Genomic DNA, 20,825 nt, shown 5'->3' with positions numbered 1-20,825 from the left:
GAAAAAAGGTCAGGCTGAGAAGCATACGCCGCCTAAAGTGCAATTCTGCACGTAAACCAGCTTCCTTATTAAAGATCGCCGAGGTTAGTTAAAATATGACAGAAAATTCACACTAGTTTGCCGATCGACAGCATTATCATGGTATAATGGGCTCAATTAACTGTCCGGGGGGCGTAATTATGAGCTACAAACTAGTTCTTTTATTCAGCTTCACTATTGTTCTGGCAGGCGGAATTATTTTTTTGGCGGGCAATGAGTTTGAGGGAGAAGAGAGAATAAGTGCTGCTGCTGGGGAGCGAAGTTACGAGTTAATGGAAAAACAGGGAGATATGAAAAGGCCTTTTGTAAAGGAAGTAAAGATCGGTGCATTGGGTGACGTTCTCCTGCATGAAAATGTGTACGATGACGCAGAGACTGACGATGGTTATGATTTTTCGCCAATGCTTACGCATATTAAAGAGCATTTACATGACCTGGATTTCGTTATGGCTAACCAGGAGTCCATGCCAGGCGGCACTGAGATAGGTTTATCCAGTTATCCTTTATTTAACAGTCCAAGACAAATAGTCGATGATTTGCAAAATGCAGGCGTGGATTTACTGAGCCTGGCCAACAACCATTCACTTGATGCCGGGTTAGAGGGTTTATACAGCGCTATCGATCACTTGAATAAAACAGGTATGCCGTACACCGGCATTTTTGAAAGCCCTGAGGATCGTGAAGAGGATCGGATTATAAACGTACAGGGGATCGATATTGGCGTGCTGGCTTATACGTATGGTTTAAATGGCATCCCTGTCCCTGAAGGACATGAATATGCTGTGTCCCTGCTGGATAACCCTCATATTGATGAAGAGATCAACCAGCTTCGGGAGCGGTCGGATGTGGTGGTGGTCCACGCTCACTGGGGTGACGAGTATGAGAGAATGCCTAACGACGATCAGCGGCGGATGGCGCAGGAATTCACAGACGCAGGCGCGGACATTATTATTGGCCATCACCCCCATGTCCTTCAGCCGATTGACTGGCTTGAAGATGAAGACGGGCGCCAGGCGGTGGTTTTTTATTCATTGGGGAATTTCCTGTCGGGTCAGGTATTTGAATACACCGATATAGGCGGGATCGGCAGGATCACCGTACGTAAAGTCCGCGAAGGTGATTCAACATCTATTGAACTTGCGAAACCGGATATTCTGCCAACATTTGTTCAGCATGAGGATCACGATAACTACCGTGTTCTTTTATTAGAGGACGCCTATGAAAAAGAGCATATTGATAAATCTCATCAGAAAATAACGGCTCACGTTAATCAAAAAATTGAAAACGATTAGCGTAAGGCTTGGTGCCTCTGAAATATGTTGGTACGTAAAGAGTAATTACTAAGTTTTTTAGAAAAAGTTAGTGTTTTACGGCTTTTTTTTATCCTGCTTTAGACTTTTGCATGCTGTGAGGATGATAAATAAGTGATTATGAAAGACAAACAGCCTTTTTATCCGGGATGGTTTATCTCTATCGGGGATATTTGTGCTCAATCAGCGAAAAATGGGGTGCAATCAGCGAAAATTCAATTCAATCAGCGAAACACGGGCTCCTATCAGCGAAAATTCAATTCAATCAGCGATTTCACCCATTCAATCAGCTAATTAGACTAATTATAATTCAGCGGGTAAACAGCGACCCATAAATTAACAGATGGCTCGCTGGCTTTACTAAAAGGGACATTTATTTCCTTTAGCTACATAACAGAATACGCCCTTATTAAACCACATGAGAAAAAAAGGAGGATTGCCAGATGCAATGGACAGTAAACGGAAAAACGATTGAAGTCACTCAAGGAAACATTGCGGCTCAGGAAGATATGGCAGCGGTGGTCAATGCGGCTAACGCCCAGCTTGTGACAGGCGGGGGTGTCGCCGGAGCGCTCCACACGGCTGCAGGGCCAGAACTTGCGGAAGCTGGACATAATTTTGCGCCGATTAAGCCGGGTGAAGCGGTGATCACTCCTGCATTTAACTTGCCTAACGACGCGGTCATTCATTGTCTAGGACCGGTTTACGGCAAAGACAAGCCGGAAGAGCGGCTGCTCGCAAGCTGCTATGAAAGAGCCCTTCACCTGGCCGACCAGGAAAAATTGGAGAGTGTCGCCTTTCCGGCCATATCTGCAGGTGTGTTCGGTTATCCGTTTGATGACGCGCTTGACGTGGCGGTTTCCGCTGTCCTGAAAAAGCTGAGCGGATTAAAACACGTCAACACAGTCAGGTTCGTATTATTCAGTGAACAGGAAGCAGAGAAGTATCGGGAGTATATGAATCACAGGGTTGGCTGAACATTACCTCTAATCACATTGTCCCGCAATCAGCAGGTGAAATTTATATTTTCACCCTGAATCAATTTGATTAGCTGTGTTAAACCCGTCTTTAAAAAAAGGCGGGTTTTTTTACGCTTTGGGTGGTAATAAAAATCCAATGTCTAAACTCACTGAAGATGGGACGCTTTTATAATAACTGCGCGGAACAATCCCTGTTCCATAAACTGGTCCCTTCAAAGCATGTGACAGAGCCTTTTAATCAAGATATACTTATTATAAGAAAACAAGTAATAAAAGGATGGGGACTATGAAAACACTTCACCTGAACTTCGATAACGCACTCGATATTAGTAAAGCGATAGCTAATAAACATAGAATGGAAATTTTAAAAATTTTAAGTGAAAAACCTCACAACGTAAATGAACTCGCGGAAAAGTTAAATTTGCCTTTTTCAACGACAGCGGCAAACGTCAAAAAGCTTGAAGATGTTAATTTAATCTCTACTGAAATGGTGCCTGGGCGGGGAACACAGAAGGTAAATTCCATTAATTATGACAGGATTATGGTGGAGCTTTTCAAGAAGGAAAATAAAGAAGAGAAAAATGAAATTATAATGGAAATGCCTATTGGAGAATTCGTTGACTGCCAAGTAAAACCAAGCTGCGGGATTGTAGGAGAAGATGATTATATTGGCATCCAGGACGATCCGCGCTCGTTTTATGAGCCTGACAGGAAAAAAGCACAATTAATTTTTTTCAGGGATGGCTATGTTGAATACCGTTTTCCTAACCGGCTGCCCCGGGGCACCCGGGCGACGGAGTTCGAATTCACAGCAGAAATATGTTCAGAAGCGCCTTATCATAAATTGGACTGGCCATCGGATATCACGTTATGGGTTAATGGCGTTGAAGCAGGGACATGGACGTCCCCAAGTGACTTTGGCGGCGAAAGAGGGTTCCTGACGCCGGACTGGTGGCTGATAAATTACACCCAGTACGGCATGCTGAAAAATTTTAAAATAACAGAGCAAGGTTGTTTTCTCGACGGCATGCATTTAAAAAGTGACACGACTATAAAAGATTTAAATATACATGAGATGCCTTTCATTTCCATAAAACTTGGTATAAAAAAAGATGCTGTTAACCGGGGAGGATTAAACTTATTCGGAGCTAAATTTGGGAATTACGACCAGGATTTGCTTGTCAGAATGCGTCACAGTCAACATTCTGAAGGGTGAGGTCTGAATAGCTGCTGCCATTTATGGCAGCATTTTCTTTGATTTTTATTTTCAAAAAAGTTTGAATAAAACAAGAAAAGGTGTTACAATAATGCCATAAGCAAGACCACATTACTAAGGGGGTATTAAAACGTGAGAAATTATGTGTTAGCATTGTCGGTCTCATTATTGGTTGTAATCAGTCTTGTTGGATGTGGCGCAGAAGGTGAAGGAGAAGGTTCAAGTGCGGAAGAAAATGAAAGCGCTTCACAAGTGGACCTTAATTACTGGGTTCCTTTCAGCGGCGGTGACGGAGAGTATATGGAAAGTCTCGTAGGGCAGTTTAATGACGAGCACGAAGATATCGAGGTTAGCATGCTAAATATTGAATGGGAAGAATATTACACAAAACTCAGAACGGCTATGAATTCACAAACTGGCCCGGATGTAGCGATCGCCCACGCGTCACGTCTTATTGAATTAGTCCCTGGCGGTAATGTGGAAGAATTGGATGAGTTAGCTGGCGAAGCAGATGTCGATTGGTCAGAGTATAGTGAAAACCAGTTAGAGGCGACCATCTTTGATGATGCGCATTATGCGGTTCCTCTGGATGCTCATGCGCTTATTATGTACTACAACAAAGCGTACCTGGAAGAGGCCGGGCTACTTAACGAAGACGGCGAATATGAACTTGACGGAGGAATAGACCAGTTTGTTGAAGACTTGAAAACGATTGAAGAAAATGTAGCTGATGACGTGTTTCCGTTTGTTTCTAATACAAATGAAGTTTATCCTTTCTGGATATGGTATACGATGAACGCCCAGCTTGGCGGTTCGTATATTGAAGGTGATGAAGCCGTCATGAACAGCCCTGAAGGGATAGAAGCTTTAACGGCAATGAAAAATATGGTCGAGGAAGATTTATGGCCGAGAAATGTTACTAACGGTTATGATTTATTCCGTTCCGGAAGAGCCGCTTTTAACTTTGCGGGCGTCTGGGCAACGGGTAACTACGAGCAGGAAGAAGGACTGGAGTTTGGTGCAAGCCCTATTCCTCAGCTGTTTGACGACAGCAAAGCATGGGGAGATTCTCATACGCTGATTTTACCTTCCCAGGATAGTGAAGAACAGAAAAAAGCCGCACTTATATTTGCGGACTGGTTAGCTGATAATGGCGCGTACTGGGCCCAGGCAGGCCATGTGCCATCCAAGCCGGCCATACTTGAATCAGAAGACTATCTGGAGCTTGACTACCGTCCCGGATATGCGGATGTTTTGGCAGACGTGGAGTATATGCCTAACCACCCCGCTTTAGGAGCTGTTAATGATGTCATGATCCAGCAGTTCTCTCAAGTATTGAACAGCGATATGACGCCGGAAGAAGGTCTTGAGACAGCAGAGAGGAATGCTCAGAACGCTATTGAGCAAAATTAATTTAATGAGGGGACGCAATTCATTTGCTCCCCTCCTCTTTATTAATAGGGGGTGACAGAAAATTGCAAAAATTAACAGATGTGGAAGCGAACGATACTCAGAAGAAAGAAATGAAACTCAGCAAAATAAAGAAACGTGAGATCTGGAAAACAAACTTAACCGCATGGTTGTTTCTTCTGCCGTTTGTCCTTTTATATCTCATTTTTATGGTCTACCCGATCGTTGAAGGGTTTATTATAAGCCTGACAACGGGCGGATTTGGCGGAGACAGGGAATTTGTAGGGTTAAGCAATTATATGACAATGTTAACAGATGCTTATTTTTGGGAGGCTTTATGGAATACGGTTCTCTTTGTGCTTATTTCCACCCCTTCTATTGTAGTACTTGGCCTTTTGATGGCCTTGCTCGTTAACATTGGTTTAAAAGGAACGACATTTATACGGGCGGCCTTTTTCGTTCCATACATGCTGTCAATTTCAGTTATGGCGAGTATTTTCGTGTTTATTTTTCAGCCGTATACCGGGCTGTTAAATGAAATACTCAGATCCATTGGGCTGATTGACGGCGAAATTTTCTGGCTCGGTGAAACCGCACTGGCCTGGCTGTCTATTTTAATAGCTACACTTTGGTGGACAGTTGGTTTTAATATGGTCCTGTTTTTAGCAGGCCTCCAGGATATATCAGAAGAGTGGTATGAAGCAGCGGATATGGACGGCGCGAATGCCTGGCAGAAATTTTGGCACATTACACTTCCTTCGCTGCGCGGCGTTCTCACATTAGTCGTCATCCTGCAGTCGGTTGCCTCTTTTAAACTTTTTGGTCAGCCGTGGCTTATGACTGGCGGGGGCCCCGGCACCTCGACCCGTCCGCTTGTTCAGTATATTTATGAACTCGGTTTCAGGAACTGGAACCCCGGATATGCCTCCGCGGTGTCCTACGTTCTTTTCCTTGTGATGATGATTTTTGCTTTTATCCAATACAAATTATTAATCAAAAAAGAAGATTAAGGGGGGAAGCTGGATGAAAAACAAAGTCAGATCAACCCGTTTACCGGCATATATTGCGGCTTACGGGCTTGTAGCCATTATGCTGATACCGATTGTTTGGATGTTTTGGGTGTCTTTCAAGCCGATCAACTCAATTGTTACTGTCATTGGAGAACTGCTTACCCCGCCTTACACAATGGAAAGTTATGTGAGAGTTCAGGAATCATCCATGATTTGGAGGTGGACGATCAACAGTGTCATTGTTGGTGTCATCCAAACGGCAGGGACGCTTTTATTAAGCTCACTTGCGGCATTCGCCATTTCACGGATCCCTTTCAAAGGAAAAACCTTTATATTTCTGTTAATTTTGGCCGGCTTAATGGTTCCGGTGGAAGCTACAATTGTCCCTTTATATGAGATGATTGTCCAGTTAGGCTGGGTAAACAGCTATCCCGCTCTGATCCTTCCGGGAATCGCTCTGCCTCTTGGCGTACTAATACTCAAACAGTTTTATGACGGCATCCCGAATGATCTGATGGAAGCCGCTAAAATTGATGGGGCCAACTTGCTGAGGATCTGGTGGAGTATCTTTTTACCGCTGTCCCGCACATCAATGGCAGCATTGGCCATTTTTATATTCGTGCAATCATGGAACAACTTTCTCTGGCCGCTTCTCGTAGCCAATGACCAGAGTATGATGACGCTGCCGGTAGCCATCCCTACCTTTCAAAGCAGTTTCACAACTGATTTAACTGTGCCTATGGCTGCCAATGTGCTGGCGAGTATTCCTGCTTTAATCTTCTTTCTGATTTTCCAGAAACAGATTATTAAAGGAATTGCCATGACCGGGATCAAGTAAATGACGGAGGGGACCATTATGGGAAAAAAAATAGACCTTAACGGCGTGTGGAAATTCAATAAAGACCCGGCTCAAACCGGGGAAAGGGAGTCCTGGCAGGAGGGCCTTCCGCAGGGAATGGACGTAACTGTCCCGCATATTTGGCAGACTGAGGGCGGCGTCCTGCTTCATTATACAGGTATGGCGTGGTACGAAAAGGAAGTGAGTATCGATCAGCCCGGAGCAGGAAAAAAAATTCACCTCCATTTTGCAGCTGTCGATTATGAGGCGATGGTATGGATCAACGGAAAATATGCAGGAAGCCATGAGGGAGGATTTACCCCTTTTTCAATCGATATCACGAATAAGTTAAATGAAACCGGCCAGCAGCGGGTCGTCGTCAGAGTATATGACCCTCAGGATAATGCAGAGATTCCAATCGGGAAACAAGGCAGCTGGTATACAAGAGTGAGCGGAATCTGGCAGGACGTCTGGCTCGAAATAAATGAAGATCTGTTTATTGAAAGCATTCATGTGACACCTGATTGCGATAAACAAGAAGCGAAAGTGACAGTCACTTTGTCCGAAAAACCGCTGGAACCTGTTTTGGCACATATCAGCTGTATGCCATATCCGGATGACAGCGATAAGCCCCTCAATCCGCCGGTGGAAGCGGCTTTGTCGGAAAAAAAGAATACATTTGCTTTTTCCATGACAGGGGCAGAACAGTGGTCGCCGGACCATCCCGCCCTCTACCGGATTAAAGCCGGGATTACGAATGGTGAGGAAGACTCAGCGGTCTTTGGCATGCGCCATATTTCATTCAGAGAAAGGACGCTCTATTTAAACGGCAAGCCTTTGTATCTGCGGGGAGCGCTTGACCAGGCTTACTACCCAGATACGATATATTCGGCCCCGTCGGATGAGTACATTATTAACGAAATTGAACAAGCCAAAAAAATGGGCCTTAACATGCTCAGGAAACACATTAAAATTGAACTGCCCCGTTACCTTTACTGGGCAGACCGCCTTGGAATGCTTATCTGGGCCGAGCCTCCAAATTATATTAAATGGACGAAGCAGGGCACGAAACGGTTTGAACAGGATTTGGAAGCGATGATCCAAAGGGATTACAATCACCCTTCCATCATTATCTGGTCTCTGTATAACGAAGAATGGGGGCTGGAATGGACTCTGTCCCAGGATGAAGAAAAACAAACTCACGTAGAGGAACTGTTTAACCGGATTAAACAAATGGATCCCTCCCGTTTAATTTGTGATAATTCAGGGTGGATCCACGTGAAGACAGATATAAATGACTATCACCGCTACTTTACTATGCCTGAACAAAAAGAAGAATGGGAGAAAGACCTCGATACATTTATAGTCGGAGACAAAACATTAAATTTCGTCGATGGGTTTGAATCGAGGCAGGAACCGGTCATCGTTTCAGAATTTGGCATGTGGGGCCTTCCGGATGTAGAAAAATTATTTAAACATTATGGAGGAGAGCCATGGTGGTTTCAAAACCAGGGTGATGAGACGCATAATGAAGACTATAAATCTCCGAAAACAGCAGAAATGAATTTTCAAAGGTTTCAGTTTGATCACATGTTCAAGGATTTCAACGAACTAACTGACGTATCCCGAAAGCGGATGTTCCGCGGGATTAAATCTTTGATCCAGGAAATGAGAAAACGTAAAGACCTGAGCGGGTACGTCGTCACCGAATTTACCGATGTGGAGTGGGAAACAAACGGCTGGCTGGACTACTTGCGCCAACCGAAGTTTAAGCCGGAAGAGATGCGTACTTTTAATGGGGAAATGATTATGGTGCCGGAAATTTCTAATAGAAATGCCTGGTGCGGAGATACGGTCGTCATCGACCTCTATTTTTCAAACCACAGTCATTATTCTCTGAAAGGAGACGTGCATTGGGAGATTCCGGGGACAGATTTGAAGGGATCTTTCCCTGCTCACCTTAACGCGGATCCAGTCACTAAACTGGAGGAAGCCATTCGTTTTTCTGTTCCGGAAGTGGCAGGACCTGAATTAAAAAACCTTCATCTTCATTTTGTTGAAAACGGGGTGAACAGCTGTGAAGTAACAGAAGAGTTGATGTTTGCTCCAAAGGTTAAAAATATGAGGTGCCGTTTTTATCCGGCAGCTTTGTCATCGGAAACGGTAGATGCTTTTGAACAAATGGGAGGAACTGCTGTTGATTCTGTTGGCGAGGCTGAGGTTATACTGGCGGCAGAATGGACTCCGGAAGCAGCCCAAGCGACGAGAGAAGGAAAGACAGTTGTATTTTTTGCTGAACAAGGCGATGAGATATCGAATAAAGGCTATTATTCGTTCAAACAGCTCCCTCCGGGGGAAAGCTGGCAGCGCTCTTCCTCTATGCAGGCTGTAAATAAGACGTTTTTTGGTGAATTGCCTATAAGAAAAGAGCTGGGATGGGAAATGGAAGGTCTTTACCCTGACAGCATTATTCCATTTACTGATTACAGCAAAGAAGGCGGCAGAACCGTTTACCTCTTCGGCAATCCGCATTATGCCGAGACAAGTGATATTCTTGGCGTGTATTTTGAAGGGTGGATCGGCCAGGTGGGCGGCTCATTTATTAAGCAGAGAGTAGGCACAGGTACGGTTTACGTCACAACATGGAAGCTGCTCGAAAATTTAACAAGTCAGCCGTTAGCCGGCCATATTATTAAACAAGTCATTGATCAAGACTCGGAGCGTCATGAGGGTTGAAAGAATCGGCAAGAAATAATTGAGCCGGGTCGAAAAACGAGAGAATAGAAAGTAGGCTGCAAACTTGGATGTGACCTGGCGCAGCCTCGTGTGGCACAGGGCAGCATGGAGTGGCACCGTAATCTGGGGACAGCAACGGGAGAAGCAGGGAGCATCGCTCTTTGCTTCTTTTCAGTTCAGCAGTCTTTAAAAATGGGGCGGGGAGTGCTGGAGATTTATTAGACAAGCAAGTGTGAAAAAGGTAAAAATAACCGGCCTTAGGCGGATGCAGCGCTTAAGACCGGTAAATTTATGAAGCTATCAGGGGGGGGATAACTTCATGCAAAGGGGGGAAACATTTGAGATCTCCTCTTACAGTTAGTATGTTATCAGGTAATTGTTTAGAGAATTTATAGATCATGTAAAGGTTTGTTAAATTATTTGAGTTTTTGTCACGGTAAGGGGACGGGGCGGGGCTTTTTGAAAAAGATTTTTGTAAGAGCCGGTCAAGAGGAGTGAGGCTCGGTAAGTAGGTGATAATCGAGAAATATGAGCCGCTCAAGGGGCGAGAGCCGTAGTGAGCGGGTGATAATCGAGAAATATGAGCCGCTCACGCGTCGGAAGCAGGAGTAAGAGGATGATAAAAGTAATATATCACCCGCTCAGGTGCCGTGAGCCACAATGAGCGGACATCTCCTCCCCAAAATAAACCTGCACCTCCAGCGCCTCCCTATTCCAGCATTCCTCCATTTCCCGAAACCCTACCCTCGAAAAAACCTGGAAGCAAGAGAATCATCTCTTGAAACTTCCAGGTTCCCGAAAACTCTTTAACTTACTTTAGGTGAATCTGTAATCGGCAGGTTAAATCCGCCTTCCTTTTTAGCTCGCATCCATTGCACGACGATTACAATGGCGATAATGGAAACGGCGATGATGTCCTGGATCCAGTTCGGGTTCATAAATAATAACGCTCCGCCAAACAGGAGAACCCGTATGATCGGATTTATTCTTGTTAAGAAGTAGCCTTCTGCCGCAATGCCGAGCATCACCACGCCTGTGATTGAGGTGACGACGACCAGGACTCCTTCCAGGAAAGTCGTATTGATCAGAAGCAAGTTATTATTATAAACAAAGATGTAAGGGACGATGAAACCTGCGATGGCGAGTTTCATCGATATAAATCCGGTCCGCATCTGTTCGCCCCCCGATATTCCCGCAGCCGCAAAGGAGGCGAGAGCCACCGGAGGCGTAATGTTAGCGAAAATACCGAAGTAGAAAACAAACAAGTGGGCCACGAGCGGCTCAATGCCGAGTTCCACAAGTGCAGGAGCGGCCATCGTCGCTGTGATGATGTAGGTCGGAATACTCGGAAGCCCCATTCCAAGTACAATACAGGCTACCATCGTAAACATCAGCGTAAGCAGAAGTGATTCTCCGCCTAATGTCACAATACTGTTTGCTAACTTCAGACCGAAGCCTGTGAGTGTAGCTATTCCGACAATCAGGCCGACAGAAGCACAGGCAATCGCAACAGTGAGCGCCGTCCGCGCCCCGTTTTCCAATGCCTGGACGATATCTCTAAGCGTCATCCGTGTCGTTTTGCGAAGCATAGCGATTGCCACGGTCACAAGAATCGTCAGGAATGCCGAGTAAATAATCGTCCGTCCGCTGAAGAACAGCATATACATTAAAAATAACAGCGGAATCAATAAATGGCCCCGTTCTTTCATGACATCCATAATGCGAGGGAGATTGTCCCTGGAGATTCCTTTAAGTCCTTCTTTGGTTGCCCTCAGGTGAATTTGCACGATGACCCCAAGATAAAACAGCAAAGCTGGAAGAAGGGCTGCTAAAGCAATGTCCCGGTAAGGAATTCCCAGTATTTCAGCCATAATGAAGGCAGCGGCCCCCATAATAGGCGGCAGAATCTGCCCGCCGACACTGGCTGAAGCTTCAACGGCTCCGGCAAAATTTTTCTTATAACCGATTTTTTTCATCAAAGGGATCGTAAACGATCCGGTGGTGACGACGTTGGCGACAGCAGCCCCGTTAATACTTCCGAGAAAACCGCTGGCAATAACGGATACTTTAGCCGGTCCGCCTTTTGTCTGCCCTGCGATGGCCATGGCTAAATCATTGAAAAACTGGCCCATTCCTGATTTGGACAGAAAAGCTCCAAACAGAATAAACAGGAAGATGTAGGTGGCGGATACACTGATCGCTGTGCCGTACACACCCTCAGTTGTCGTATACATAAAACTGACGATTTCGTCCCATTCATATCCCCGGTGACGGAAAATGCCTGCTAACGAATTGCCGTACAGGCCGTAAAGTAAAAAGAGGACAGCCAGTGTGGGAAGGGCCCACCCTGCTACTCTTCGGGCGGCTTCCAGCGTGAGAACGACCAGGATGGCTCCGAATACGAGGTCCATGTCATTCGGCATGCCGCCGCGTCTGATAATCCCATCGTAGTCGGCAAAAATATAAACGGTCGTAGACAACGCGAGTAAAGCAAATATCACGTCGTACCAGTGCAGTTTGCTCCTGTCGAGCTTTTTAAAAGCCGGGTAAATAAGGAAGATTAAAGCCAGAACCACTGCCACATGCAGGGAACGGTGCTGTAAAGTAACAGGGGTGCCGAAATAAGACGTATACAAGTGGTAAAGCGATAAAGCGATCGCCATCCCTGAAACAATGAGAGCGGCCGGCCTGAAACGGAAGTCCCTGAACCGCGATTCGTTATCATACTTCTCTAAAACTTTTTTCTCTTTTTCCCCGAGCTGGTTTTCTTCGCTCATCGGGTCACCTCTTTTCAACAGTCAGTCTTATTGCTTCATGGTGTGGAAGGTCGTTAACTGACAAGATGATTTCGTTATTCAGGTTCATTTCATGTTTGGCCTCGTGCGAATGAATCCATGAAAGGCTATTGAAATGTTCGTCAATATTGTCATAGGTAATCAATCCGTTTTCAATTTTCATTTCCCCTTTTTGATGGGGAACACCGGCTCCATAAGAGGCAAAGCTCGTACTTTTTAAAAGAAGCCTGTTGTCTTCCTGAATTTCGTACGTTTCATTCCATGGCGTTTTCTCCACGGAGTGAATCCATGAGAATGTGAGGCGGTCTCCTCTGTTTGCCTCAGCTTCGAGAAGCACTTCTCCTGTTCGCGCCTCTTCAAAAATGAGCCGGACTTGTTCTTCGTCAGACTGAAATAAAGATGCCGTAAAAGTGAAGGCCAAAATCATCATTGCAGCTGCTAACAGTTTTCCCGTCATGGCAAAGTGCAGAGGAAACGGATGTTTCCCCTGCTTCCCTCCTCATTTAGTCAAGTACGCCTTCTTCTTCAAAAAAACGCTCGGCGCCCGGGTGCAATGGGACAGGCATTCCTTCCTGGATCGTTTCAAGCGTAATATCCTGAGCCGCATTATGGGAACTGTGGATCGTATCCAGGTTTTCGAACAGTGATTTTGTTATTTCATATACTGCATCTTCTGATAATTCGCTGTTCACAAGCAAAAGGTTTGTAATAGTCGCTGTGTTGACATCCTCTTCCTGGTCGTATGTGCCTCCTTCAATCGTTCCGGTAGAGAAGAACGGATACTCTTCCATCAGGCTGTCCATCGCTTCTCCTTCGATAGGAAGGACTTTCGCATCATGTGTGGTAGATAAATCTATAACGGTCGCATTTGGAACGCCGCTTGTAACAAAGGCAGCCTCAACCATTCCATTTTTGATCTGATCGATGGCTTCACTGTATGAAAGGAAATCTTCATCAATATCATCGTAGGTCATGCCGTGAGCCTCCAAAATCATTCGAGCGTTAAGCTCGACACCAGACCCCGGTGCTCCAACCCCTACGCTTCGGCCTTCTAAATCTTCTATGGATTCAATGCCTGTGTCCTCTGTTGTCACGACTTGAACAAAGTTAGGGTACAAGGCGGCTAATCCCGTTAAGTTTTCCTTCGGTGCTTCGTCTTCAAAAGGACCCGTTCCTTCATAAGCCTGCGCCACAGCATCAGCCATTGTGATCGCAAGTTCTGCACGGTTTGTATCGAGCAGGTTAATATTTTCCACAGACGCTCCAGTAGACTGGACTGATGTATCTATGCCAAGATCTCCTTCGAGAATATTAGCGATGGCGCCGCCGATCGGATAGTAGACCCCTGAGGTACCACCCGTGGCAACGGTTACAAATAAATCTTCATCCAGACCTGCTGACTCGTCTCCATTGTTATTAGTGTTTTCGTTTGCCGCAGCGGTATCATCCCCGTCTGCGTTGTTACCCCCATTATCTTCATCTCCGCATGCAACTAACCCAACTGACAATAGTCCGCCTAACAACACTGTTAATGATTTTTTCATGTGAAATCCCCCTTAAGATGTGTTGCTAATATAAGTTGCAATAATCATGCCAATTTTCAGAATTGTTGACCTTGTGCGTTTTTGTTGAAAACGCATACATTTACAGGGCAGGAAATACCGGCATTATCTGCCGGTTGTGAAAGAAATGCCGGTTGCCCAGAAATGAATTATTCCTGTTCGTATTGCTTCAGCTTATCTCTGAGACTGCGTTCACTGATCCCTAATGCGAGGGCTGTATTCTTTTTATGGCCGTCCTGGTGTTCTAAGTTGGTTAATATAAACTGTTTCTCCAGTTCCTTGGCGGTAAGACCGATAAAAGGCTGCAAGGAGGCGGAAGGGTTTGCTCTCTGTTTACCGGAGCGTTTCATTGAACCGGGTAAGTCTGAGACACCTATTTCATCTCCTTCGGCAAACACCATGGAGGCTTCAATGATGTTTGCCAGTTCTCTGATGTTGCCGGGATAATCATAGGCGGTCATTCTTGCTTCTGCTTCTTTAGTTAATGTTTTGCGGGGAAGACCAAGCTCCCGGTGGTTTTTATCAATAAAATAATTAATCAGGTAAGGCAGGTCACTTTTCCTGTCCCGGAGTGGAGGGGTATGAATCTCAATGACGTTAAGGCGGAAATAAAGGTCTTCTCTGAAGTTTCCTTCCTCCATTTCTTTTTCCAGATCCAGGTTTGTCGCCGCGATAACTCTCACATCCAATGTTTTCGTTTCATTCGAGCCTAAACGCGTGACCTCTTTTGTCTGCAGGATTCTCAACAGTTTTGCCTGAAGGGAATGAGGCATGTCCCCGATTTCATCAAGAAATAGTGTCCCTTTGTTTGCCATCTCAAACTTTCCGGGCTTGGGACTGACAGCTCCGGTAAAAGCCCCTTTTTCATAGCCGAACAATTCGCTTTCAAGAAGCTGTTCAGGAATGGCTGCGCAATTAACAATTTCCAAAGGGCCTTTTGTCCGCTTGCCTGAATAGTGAATCGCCCTGGCAATCAGTTCTTTGCCTGTGCCGCTCTCACCGGTGATGAGTACATTTGTGTCTACTTCCTTGACTTTGTCGACAAGGCTGAACACTTTCTGCATCTCCTTGCTCTGGCCTACCATTTCCTCATAGCGGTATTTCTTTTGCAGCTCTTTGGATAAGTATTCAACTTGCTGGTTCAGTTCTTTATATTTGAGCGCCTTTTCAATGTTGGCCTTAAGTTCATCCATATTAACTGGTTTGGTGACGTAGGAAAAAGCGCCGTTTTGCAAAGCGGCGACAGACGTTTCAATTGTTCCGTAAGCGGTAATCATGATGACTTCCATCGCCGGCTGAAGCTGTTTAAACTGCTTTAGTACGTCAACCCCATCGGTATTTCCTATTTTCAGATCGAGCAGGCAGATCTGGTAAACATGATGCTCCACAAGATTTAAAGCTTCCTGCGGCTCTGTCGTCGCTGTGACGTTGTAGTCATCTTCGAGAGCGAAGGTTAACGACGAGCAGATGGCCTGTTCATCATCCAAGATTAAAATGTTAATCATGCTGTATCATTCCCTTCCTGAAGCCTTAAAAATAAGCGTCATTTTTGTCCCTTCATTTTTACGGCTCGTTATCTTTAACTCTCCGTCATTTTCTTCAATCAGCTGTCCGGCTATTGCAAGCCCGAGCCCTGTCCCTTTTGATTTTGTCGTATAAAAAGGTTCCAGTATTTTTTTGCGTTCTTCACTGGTCATACCGATGCCATTATCAGTGACTTCAATAGAAATGGTGTGCTGGTTTTTGTGAGCGGCAAGGGTCAGTATTAGCGGGTTCCGTTCTTCGGCCGGGTCTGCTGCCTGCTTTTCTTCAAGGGCATCCAGTGAGTTAATAATTAAATTGATAATAATCTGTTTCAGCTGGTGAGGGTCGGCTTCAATAAATAAATCATCCGGAACATCAAAATGAAATTCAAAGCCTTTATTCGCAGCTGTACGTTCAAACAAAATAAAGCATTCGTGAAGCAGTTTTTTGACATGAATCACTTCGATCGTCTGATGCCGGGGACGGGCGTAGTTTATCAGCCCCTCGATCAGCTCACTGACCCGGACGATTTCTTTCGGCACATAAGTGGAGATTTGCTGCTGAAATTTTTCATTGTGCATTTTAGTCGGAATCAGTTCAACAAATGTTTTGATTGAACTGAGCGGGTTCCTGATTTCATGGGCAATTCCTGCGACTACACGGCTTAACGCCTGGTTTTTTTCCTGTTCAAACAGCTTTTTTCTTAACGTGAATTCTTCCGTCACGTCTTCAAAAGTCAGAATCAGTCCGTTGATCTGCTGGTCGTAGTTATAAAGCGGGTAAACGAAATACCGCAATTGAAAAAAGTGTCCGTCGCTTCTTGTCCAGTTCATATGTTCCCCTAAAAAACGCACTTTTTCTCCTTTTAGGACACGTTCAGCTTTTTCTTTCAGCAGCTCACAAACCAGGTCCACTTCTTTGTAAGGGATGTGAAGGGGAGGATCCGTTATACCTGAGACTTGTGTGGCCTGCGGATTAAACTTTGTAATTTTGCCGCTTTTGTCCAGGGTGACAATTCCGCGGGGACTGCTGTCCAGTATCTGATTTAAAAATTCGTTGTTATTCCGTTTCAACTCTACTTGCTGTAAAAGGGAGCTGTTTAGTTCATTTAAATCAGCTGTTTTCTTTTCTACTTTTGTTTGCAGCTGGCGGTTCCAGCGAATACTGATAAGAAATAATAAAAGCAGGATAATTAAAAGGCCCGCTGCAACCTGGACGGAAATTAACAGCCACCTGGCAAATGGATCGTCATCCTGAAAGTGTTGATCATACAATTCGCTGTATGCTCCCGAGGCTTTCATCCGGCGGATTTCAGAGTTTAACTGATTCAAGAGGGAATAATTCTCCCTTTGAACAGCGAACGAATAATCCACATGCAGCAGATGGGAATCGGCAAACGTATACTCACCTTCCAGGCCATACTGTTCCAGCAGGGTGTTTGCGGTTACGACATTCCCAGCAAAAGCATCGGCCCGGCCTTCTATGAAGATATCAAGCGCACGCCGCTGGCTGCTCGCAACCTGAAAATGAATGCGCCTGATGTTTCTTAAAAATTCATATTCGACCGTTTCATTTTGCAAGGCGACCAGTGACTCGGACAGGTCTGTCACAACGTCTATGTCATCATCATCAACTCGTGTCAGAATTCCGACCGAAGTGGAAAAAACGGAATCTGTAAATTCCATCATAGTGGAATGCTTTTCCGAGAAAGGAATACTTAAAATAATATCGATTTCCTGGTCATTAATCTTTGCAATCGCTTCCGATTTTGTCATCGGTTCATAAACAATATCTAAGCCGGCAGCCTCTGATATACGATCCATTAATTCAATGGAAAAGCCGCGGTTTTCACCGTCCTCCGTATGGAGAGGAACAAGCTCAGGATCATAAGCCACAATGAGAGGTTCGGAATGCGTGTCAGTTTCAGCTTGAGCACGGTGGTCGGCAGCCATTGCAGGGGAGACCGGCTGACTAATGAGCATTCCGGTAAGTAAGGCAATAATCAAGATATGTTTCACCTTTAGAGCACCTCCTTTAGTGAGCGGGGATTTTCGAATATTCGAACTAATTTGTGCGAGCCGGTTCATCAATAATTTTAGCAGTAATGGGCATGGCATCCTACTTGAAAAAAAAGTATATTCTTTAGGGTTGAGGTTTGATTGAGGGCTCTTAACCAGACATGGGGCTGTCCGGAGGTCCATATAGACATAATCAGTTTGCTTATATAAGATTAAGCAGAGAAGGAGGGATCGCTTTGTTTTTACCAATCCACACTGAAAGGCTCATATTAAGAGAAGTAACGCTTGATGATACACCCGCATTATTCAGTATCTGGTCTGATCTTGAAGTGACAAAATATATGAATATTACTCCTTTTTCAGATGAAAGCCAGGCAGAAGAAATGATCAGTTTATTTAATAGCCTTTCAGAGAAAAAGGAAGCTGTTCGATTTGCAATTATTGACAAAGCATCCGGCGGACTTCTTGGATCCTGCGGCTACAATCTTATTGACAAAGTAAATGCCAAAACAGAAATAGGCTACGAACTTTCTTCCAGGCACTGGGGAAAAGGCTATGGGTCAGAAACTGTATCCGGACTGGTCCGCTATGCTTTCAAGTCGATGAATATGAACCGGATCGAAGCTAAAGTTGAGGCAGAAAATCACAAGTCTGTTAAGATGCTTGAAAAACTCAGTTTTCAATATGAAGGAACTCTTAGAGAAGCCGAGCTGTCGAAAGGGCAGTATGTGGACCTGAAAATGTATTCCAAACTTAAGAGAGATCAAGATTAAGTGACAGTCAGTCATTCGCTTTTAAAGGTGAATTCAGCTGATCACTAGTTTGACGAATGTAAAGCCGTGGAGGTTCTTCCGCGGTTTAAATTTATGCCTGTAAAAAGGAGTAGGTCTAATGCGTATAAGTGACAGATCTCAATTACTTTATTAATAAATAGTCATAAATTTAATGACTTTAAGCCTACACTGGGCGCAGCGGTTGAAAAATAAAGCGTATTTACCATGATTTTAAACCATTTATTACCATAAAAAGAGCCAAAATTATATATTTTTTGACAATGATTTCTTAATATATTTTTATGGAGGTTTCCATACCATACCTTAAATAATAGAAGCGAATTATTGATACAGCTGTATTTCCCCCTTTTTATACTAAAAGACTAGTGAATTAATTTTTGCGGGGAAGAAAAGATGGAAAAGAGAGTTTGAATTTCATGACTGTAATCTCTACCTCCTGTCCCGTGAAAAAATACTCAAATTGGTCTGACGTCTGATAATAAAACGTTTACAAAATTTCCTGGCCGACTTTATACTTACAGAGTATGACCATCATAGGTAGATTGATAGGTTATCGACTACATTATTTAAGGGAGGAAATCGAATGAAGAACGGTTCAGAAATGACTCGCAAAATTTCCGTGGCAGTGCTTGCAGGGTTACTGACAGCCGGTACGGTGGCTCCGGCGGCGTTTGCTGAAGGGCACCAGGGTAACGGGAATGGGAACGGCAAGGTAAGTGAACAGCGGGGAAACAGTGAAAACGCTCCTCATGGCCCGAAACGAACGGTTGAAGATGTCTCAGCACTTGATTCTACCAGCTTTGTCATTGATTTTGACAAAACGTATCCTAAAGGTCTGGATATTAACAGAATGGTAGACGTCACAGTCGAACTGGATGACGACACGGTTATTGAACCTGCTTTAACAGATTACGAGGTTTCTTCAGAGGACCGGTCACTTGTAACGGTTGAGCACGGGAACGACGATCTTGACGGCTTGGCAGGCACGCTGACCGTTAATGATTTTGAAATCGATTTTGATTACAGTGAAGCAGACGAAGAGCCGTTTGTTCTGGATATTTTCCATACAAATGATATTCATTCAAAGATTGATCCTTTAGGAAAAATTTCTGCCTTTATTAATGAAAAAGGGGCGGAAGCCGACAACTATCTGTACCTTGATGCAGGGGATATTTTCAGTGGTAATGCTGTCGTTGACCTGCAGGACGGGGAGCCTATCGTCGCTTTGTTAAATGAAATGGGACTCGACGCTATGGCGATCGGAAACCATGAATTCGATTATGGCCAGGAAGCTTTTGCTGCGAGAGAAGAGCAGGCTGAATTTGACTGGTTAAGTGCCAATATGGAAGTCATTGACCCTGACATTGCGATCCAGCAGCCGAAACCTTATGAAATTTATGAAATCGATGGTGTGGACGTTGGGATTTTCGGTTTAACACAAAGCCCGCCGGCTACTAATCCTTCCGGCATTGTCGGAATTGACTTTCATGATTATGTAGAAACGGCTGAACAATATTCATATTTACAGGACGAAACAGATATTTTAATTGCTTTAACACATATTGGAAACAGAGCTGATAAACACCTTGCTGAAAATGTTGATTTCTTCGATGTTATTGTCGGAGGACACTCCCACAGCAGAATTTTTGAAGCGGATATTGTGAATGGGACACCTGTTGTTCAGGCAGGCGCTGACTCCTTATTCGTAGGACACTTCAACCTTGAATTTGACGGAACAGATGTCACTTTTAATGACTATTATCTTCAGGATGTGGAAGAACTGACAGAAGTCAATCAGGACGTCCAGGACATGATTGACGCCTACAACGCTGAAGCTGAAGAGCTTCTTGAAGAAGTGGTCGGTTATACAAATACTGGTTTATATCGCGAAGCACGGTATGAGAGGGATACGTCTCTTGGCAACTTCATCGTTGATGCAATGAGGGAGGCTCTTGACGCTGACCTTGCTATTACAAATAATGGCGGTATACGCGCAAGTATTGAGCCTGGGGAGATTACTGCCGGCGACATTTATACGGTTGAGCCGTTTGCCAATGAGCTGACAGAAATGGAAATTAGCGGAGCAGCTTTGTATGATGTAATTGAGTACAGTTTCACGCGTGATGACCGCCATCAAATTGATCTTCAGGCTTCAGGTTTTGAGTATACGATTTATGTTGATGAAAATGGTGAGTATGCAGACGCCGACTTGTATATTGATGGGGAACCTCTGGATGAAGACGCTTTGTATACGCTTGTGGCTCCTAACTATATGGCAGAAGGTGGAGGAGGCTATGACTTCTCCGCAGCTGAAATCATTCAAATGGAAGGCGGCTACATCACAAACGCAATGTTCCAGTGGATGGATTATCTGATGGATTCAGAAGGCGCTGTCGACTATGAAGACGGCGAAGGCAGAATTACAATAGAGGATGCAGAGTAATTATTTTGGATGCATCTGAAGTAAGGGGATCAGTCCCCTTGCTTTTTTTTAGACACTAGGCCAAATGAAGTGTGTTTTTAAACTTATTTTTTGAAAAATGGAAAAGTGAGTCTAATTTCATGCCTATTATGTAACCAATTAAGCGATTCT

The 20,825-nt window shown here is 44.6% G+C and carries 15 protein-coding genes; 10 read left to right on the top strand and 5 right to left on the bottom strand.

Translation table 11 applies throughout. The annotated features are described in order from the left end of the window. Positions 1 to 179 precede the first annotated feature (179 nt). The 8 genes from K8O68_RS04875 (at position 180) to K8O68_RS04840 (ending at position 9,539) form a co-directional block, all read left to right on the top strand. Positions 180 to 1,331, top strand: coding sequence for a CapA family protein (locus tag K8O68_RS04875; protein WP_230895818.1), 1,152 nt, complete (start codon positions 180 to 182; stop codon positions 1,329 to 1,331). A 132-nt stretch (positions 1,332 to 1,463) separates the two neighbouring features. Then, positions 1,464 to 1,643, top strand: coding sequence for a hypothetical protein (locus tag K8O68_RS04870; protein ID WP_230895817.1), 180 nt, complete (start codon positions 1,464 to 1,466; stop codon positions 1,641 to 1,643). Positions 1,644 to 1,792: 149 nt separating this feature from the next. After that, positions 1,793 to 2,326, top strand: a complete 534-nt coding sequence (locus K8O68_RS04865) for a macro domain-containing protein (protein ID WP_230895816.1) — start codon at positions 1,793 to 1,795, stop codon at positions 2,324 to 2,326. A gap of 289 nt (positions 2,327 to 2,615) precedes the next feature. After that, complete coding sequence (locus K8O68_RS04860) at positions 2,616 to 3,545, top strand: ArsR/SmtB family transcription factor (RefSeq protein ID WP_230895815.1); 930 nt, start codon at positions 2,616 to 2,618, stop codon at positions 3,543 to 3,545. 132 nt (positions 3,546 to 3,677) lie between these two features. After that, positions 3,678 to 4,958, top strand: coding sequence for an ABC transporter substrate-binding protein (locus K8O68_RS04855; protein ID WP_230895814.1), 1,281 nt, complete (start codon positions 3,678 to 3,680; stop codon positions 4,956 to 4,958). A gap of 62 nt (positions 4,959 to 5,020) precedes the next feature. Next, entirely contained in the window at positions 5,021 to 5,965 is a 945-nt protein-coding gene (locus K8O68_RS04850) for a carbohydrate ABC transporter permease (RefSeq protein WP_230895813.1), read from the top strand. Between the two features lie 13 nt (positions 5,966 to 5,978). Beyond that, the gene (locus tag K8O68_RS04845; RefSeq protein ID WP_230895812.1) at positions 5,979 to 6,803 is read left to right on the top strand and encodes a carbohydrate ABC transporter permease; all 825 of its coding nucleotides are present in this window, start codon (positions 5,979 to 5,981) and stop codon (positions 6,801 to 6,803) included. 18 nt (positions 6,804 to 6,821) lie between these two features. Further along, a complete protein-coding gene (locus K8O68_RS04840; RefSeq protein WP_230895811.1) occupies positions 6,822 to 9,539 on the top strand; it encodes a glycoside hydrolase family 2 protein in 2,718 nt (905 codons plus the stop codon). An 806-nt stretch (positions 9,540 to 10,345) separates the two neighbouring features. Here K8O68_RS04840 and K8O68_RS04835 read toward each other — a convergent pair. The 5 genes from K8O68_RS04835 to K8O68_RS04815 form a co-directional block, all read right to left on the bottom strand. Then, a complete protein-coding gene (locus K8O68_RS04835) occupies positions 10,346 to 12,316 on the bottom strand; it encodes a TRAP transporter permease (RefSeq protein ID WP_230895810.1) in 1,971 nt (656 codons plus the stop codon). A 4-nt stretch (positions 12,317 to 12,320) separates the two neighbouring features. Beyond that, positions 12,321 to 12,764, bottom strand: coding sequence for a DUF1850 domain-containing protein (locus K8O68_RS04830; protein WP_230895809.1), 444 nt, complete (start codon positions 12,762 to 12,764; stop codon positions 12,321 to 12,323). Positions 12,765 to 12,837: 73 nt separating this feature from the next. Then, complete coding sequence (locus K8O68_RS04825; RefSeq protein ID WP_230895808.1) at positions 12,838 to 13,878, bottom strand: TAXI family TRAP transporter solute-binding subunit; 1,041 nt, start codon at positions 13,876 to 13,878, stop codon at positions 12,838 to 12,840. Between the two features lie 167 nt (positions 13,879 to 14,045). After that, positions 14,046 to 15,401 carry a sigma-54-dependent transcriptional regulator gene (locus tag K8O68_RS04820; protein WP_230895807.1) on the bottom strand — a complete coding sequence of 452 codons (1,356 nt, stop codon included), beginning with the start codon at positions 15,399 to 15,401 and terminating at the stop codon, positions 14,046 to 14,048. Between the two features lie 6 nt (positions 15,402 to 15,407). Beyond that, complete coding sequence (locus K8O68_RS04815) at positions 15,408 to 17,438, bottom strand: ATP-binding protein (RefSeq protein WP_230895806.1); 2,031 nt, start codon at positions 17,436 to 17,438, stop codon at positions 15,408 to 15,410. Between the two features lie 236 nt (positions 17,439 to 17,674). Between K8O68_RS04815 and K8O68_RS04810 the strand changes: the two genes are divergently transcribed. After that, positions 17,675 to 18,211 (top strand): GNAT family N-acetyltransferase, encoded by a 537-nt coding sequence (locus tag K8O68_RS04810; protein WP_230895805.1) that lies wholly within the window; start codon positions 17,675 to 17,677, stop codon positions 18,209 to 18,211. A 604-nt stretch (positions 18,212 to 18,815) separates the two neighbouring features. Next, on the top strand, positions 18,816 to 20,675 hold the full coding sequence (locus K8O68_RS04805; RefSeq protein WP_230895804.1) for a bifunctional metallophosphatase/5'-nucleotidase: 1,860 nt from the start codon (positions 18,816 to 18,818) through the stop codon (positions 20,673 to 20,675). The last annotated feature ends 150 nt before the right edge of the window (positions 20,676 to 20,825 follow it).

Source organism: Salipaludibacillus sp. CUR1 (assembly GCF_021028955.1).
Classification (GTDB): Bacteria; Bacillota; Bacilli; order Bacillales; family Salisediminibacteriaceae; genus Salipaludibacillus.
Note: the sequence above shows the minus strand (reverse complement) of the source record. Positions and strands in the feature narration are given on the sequence as shown.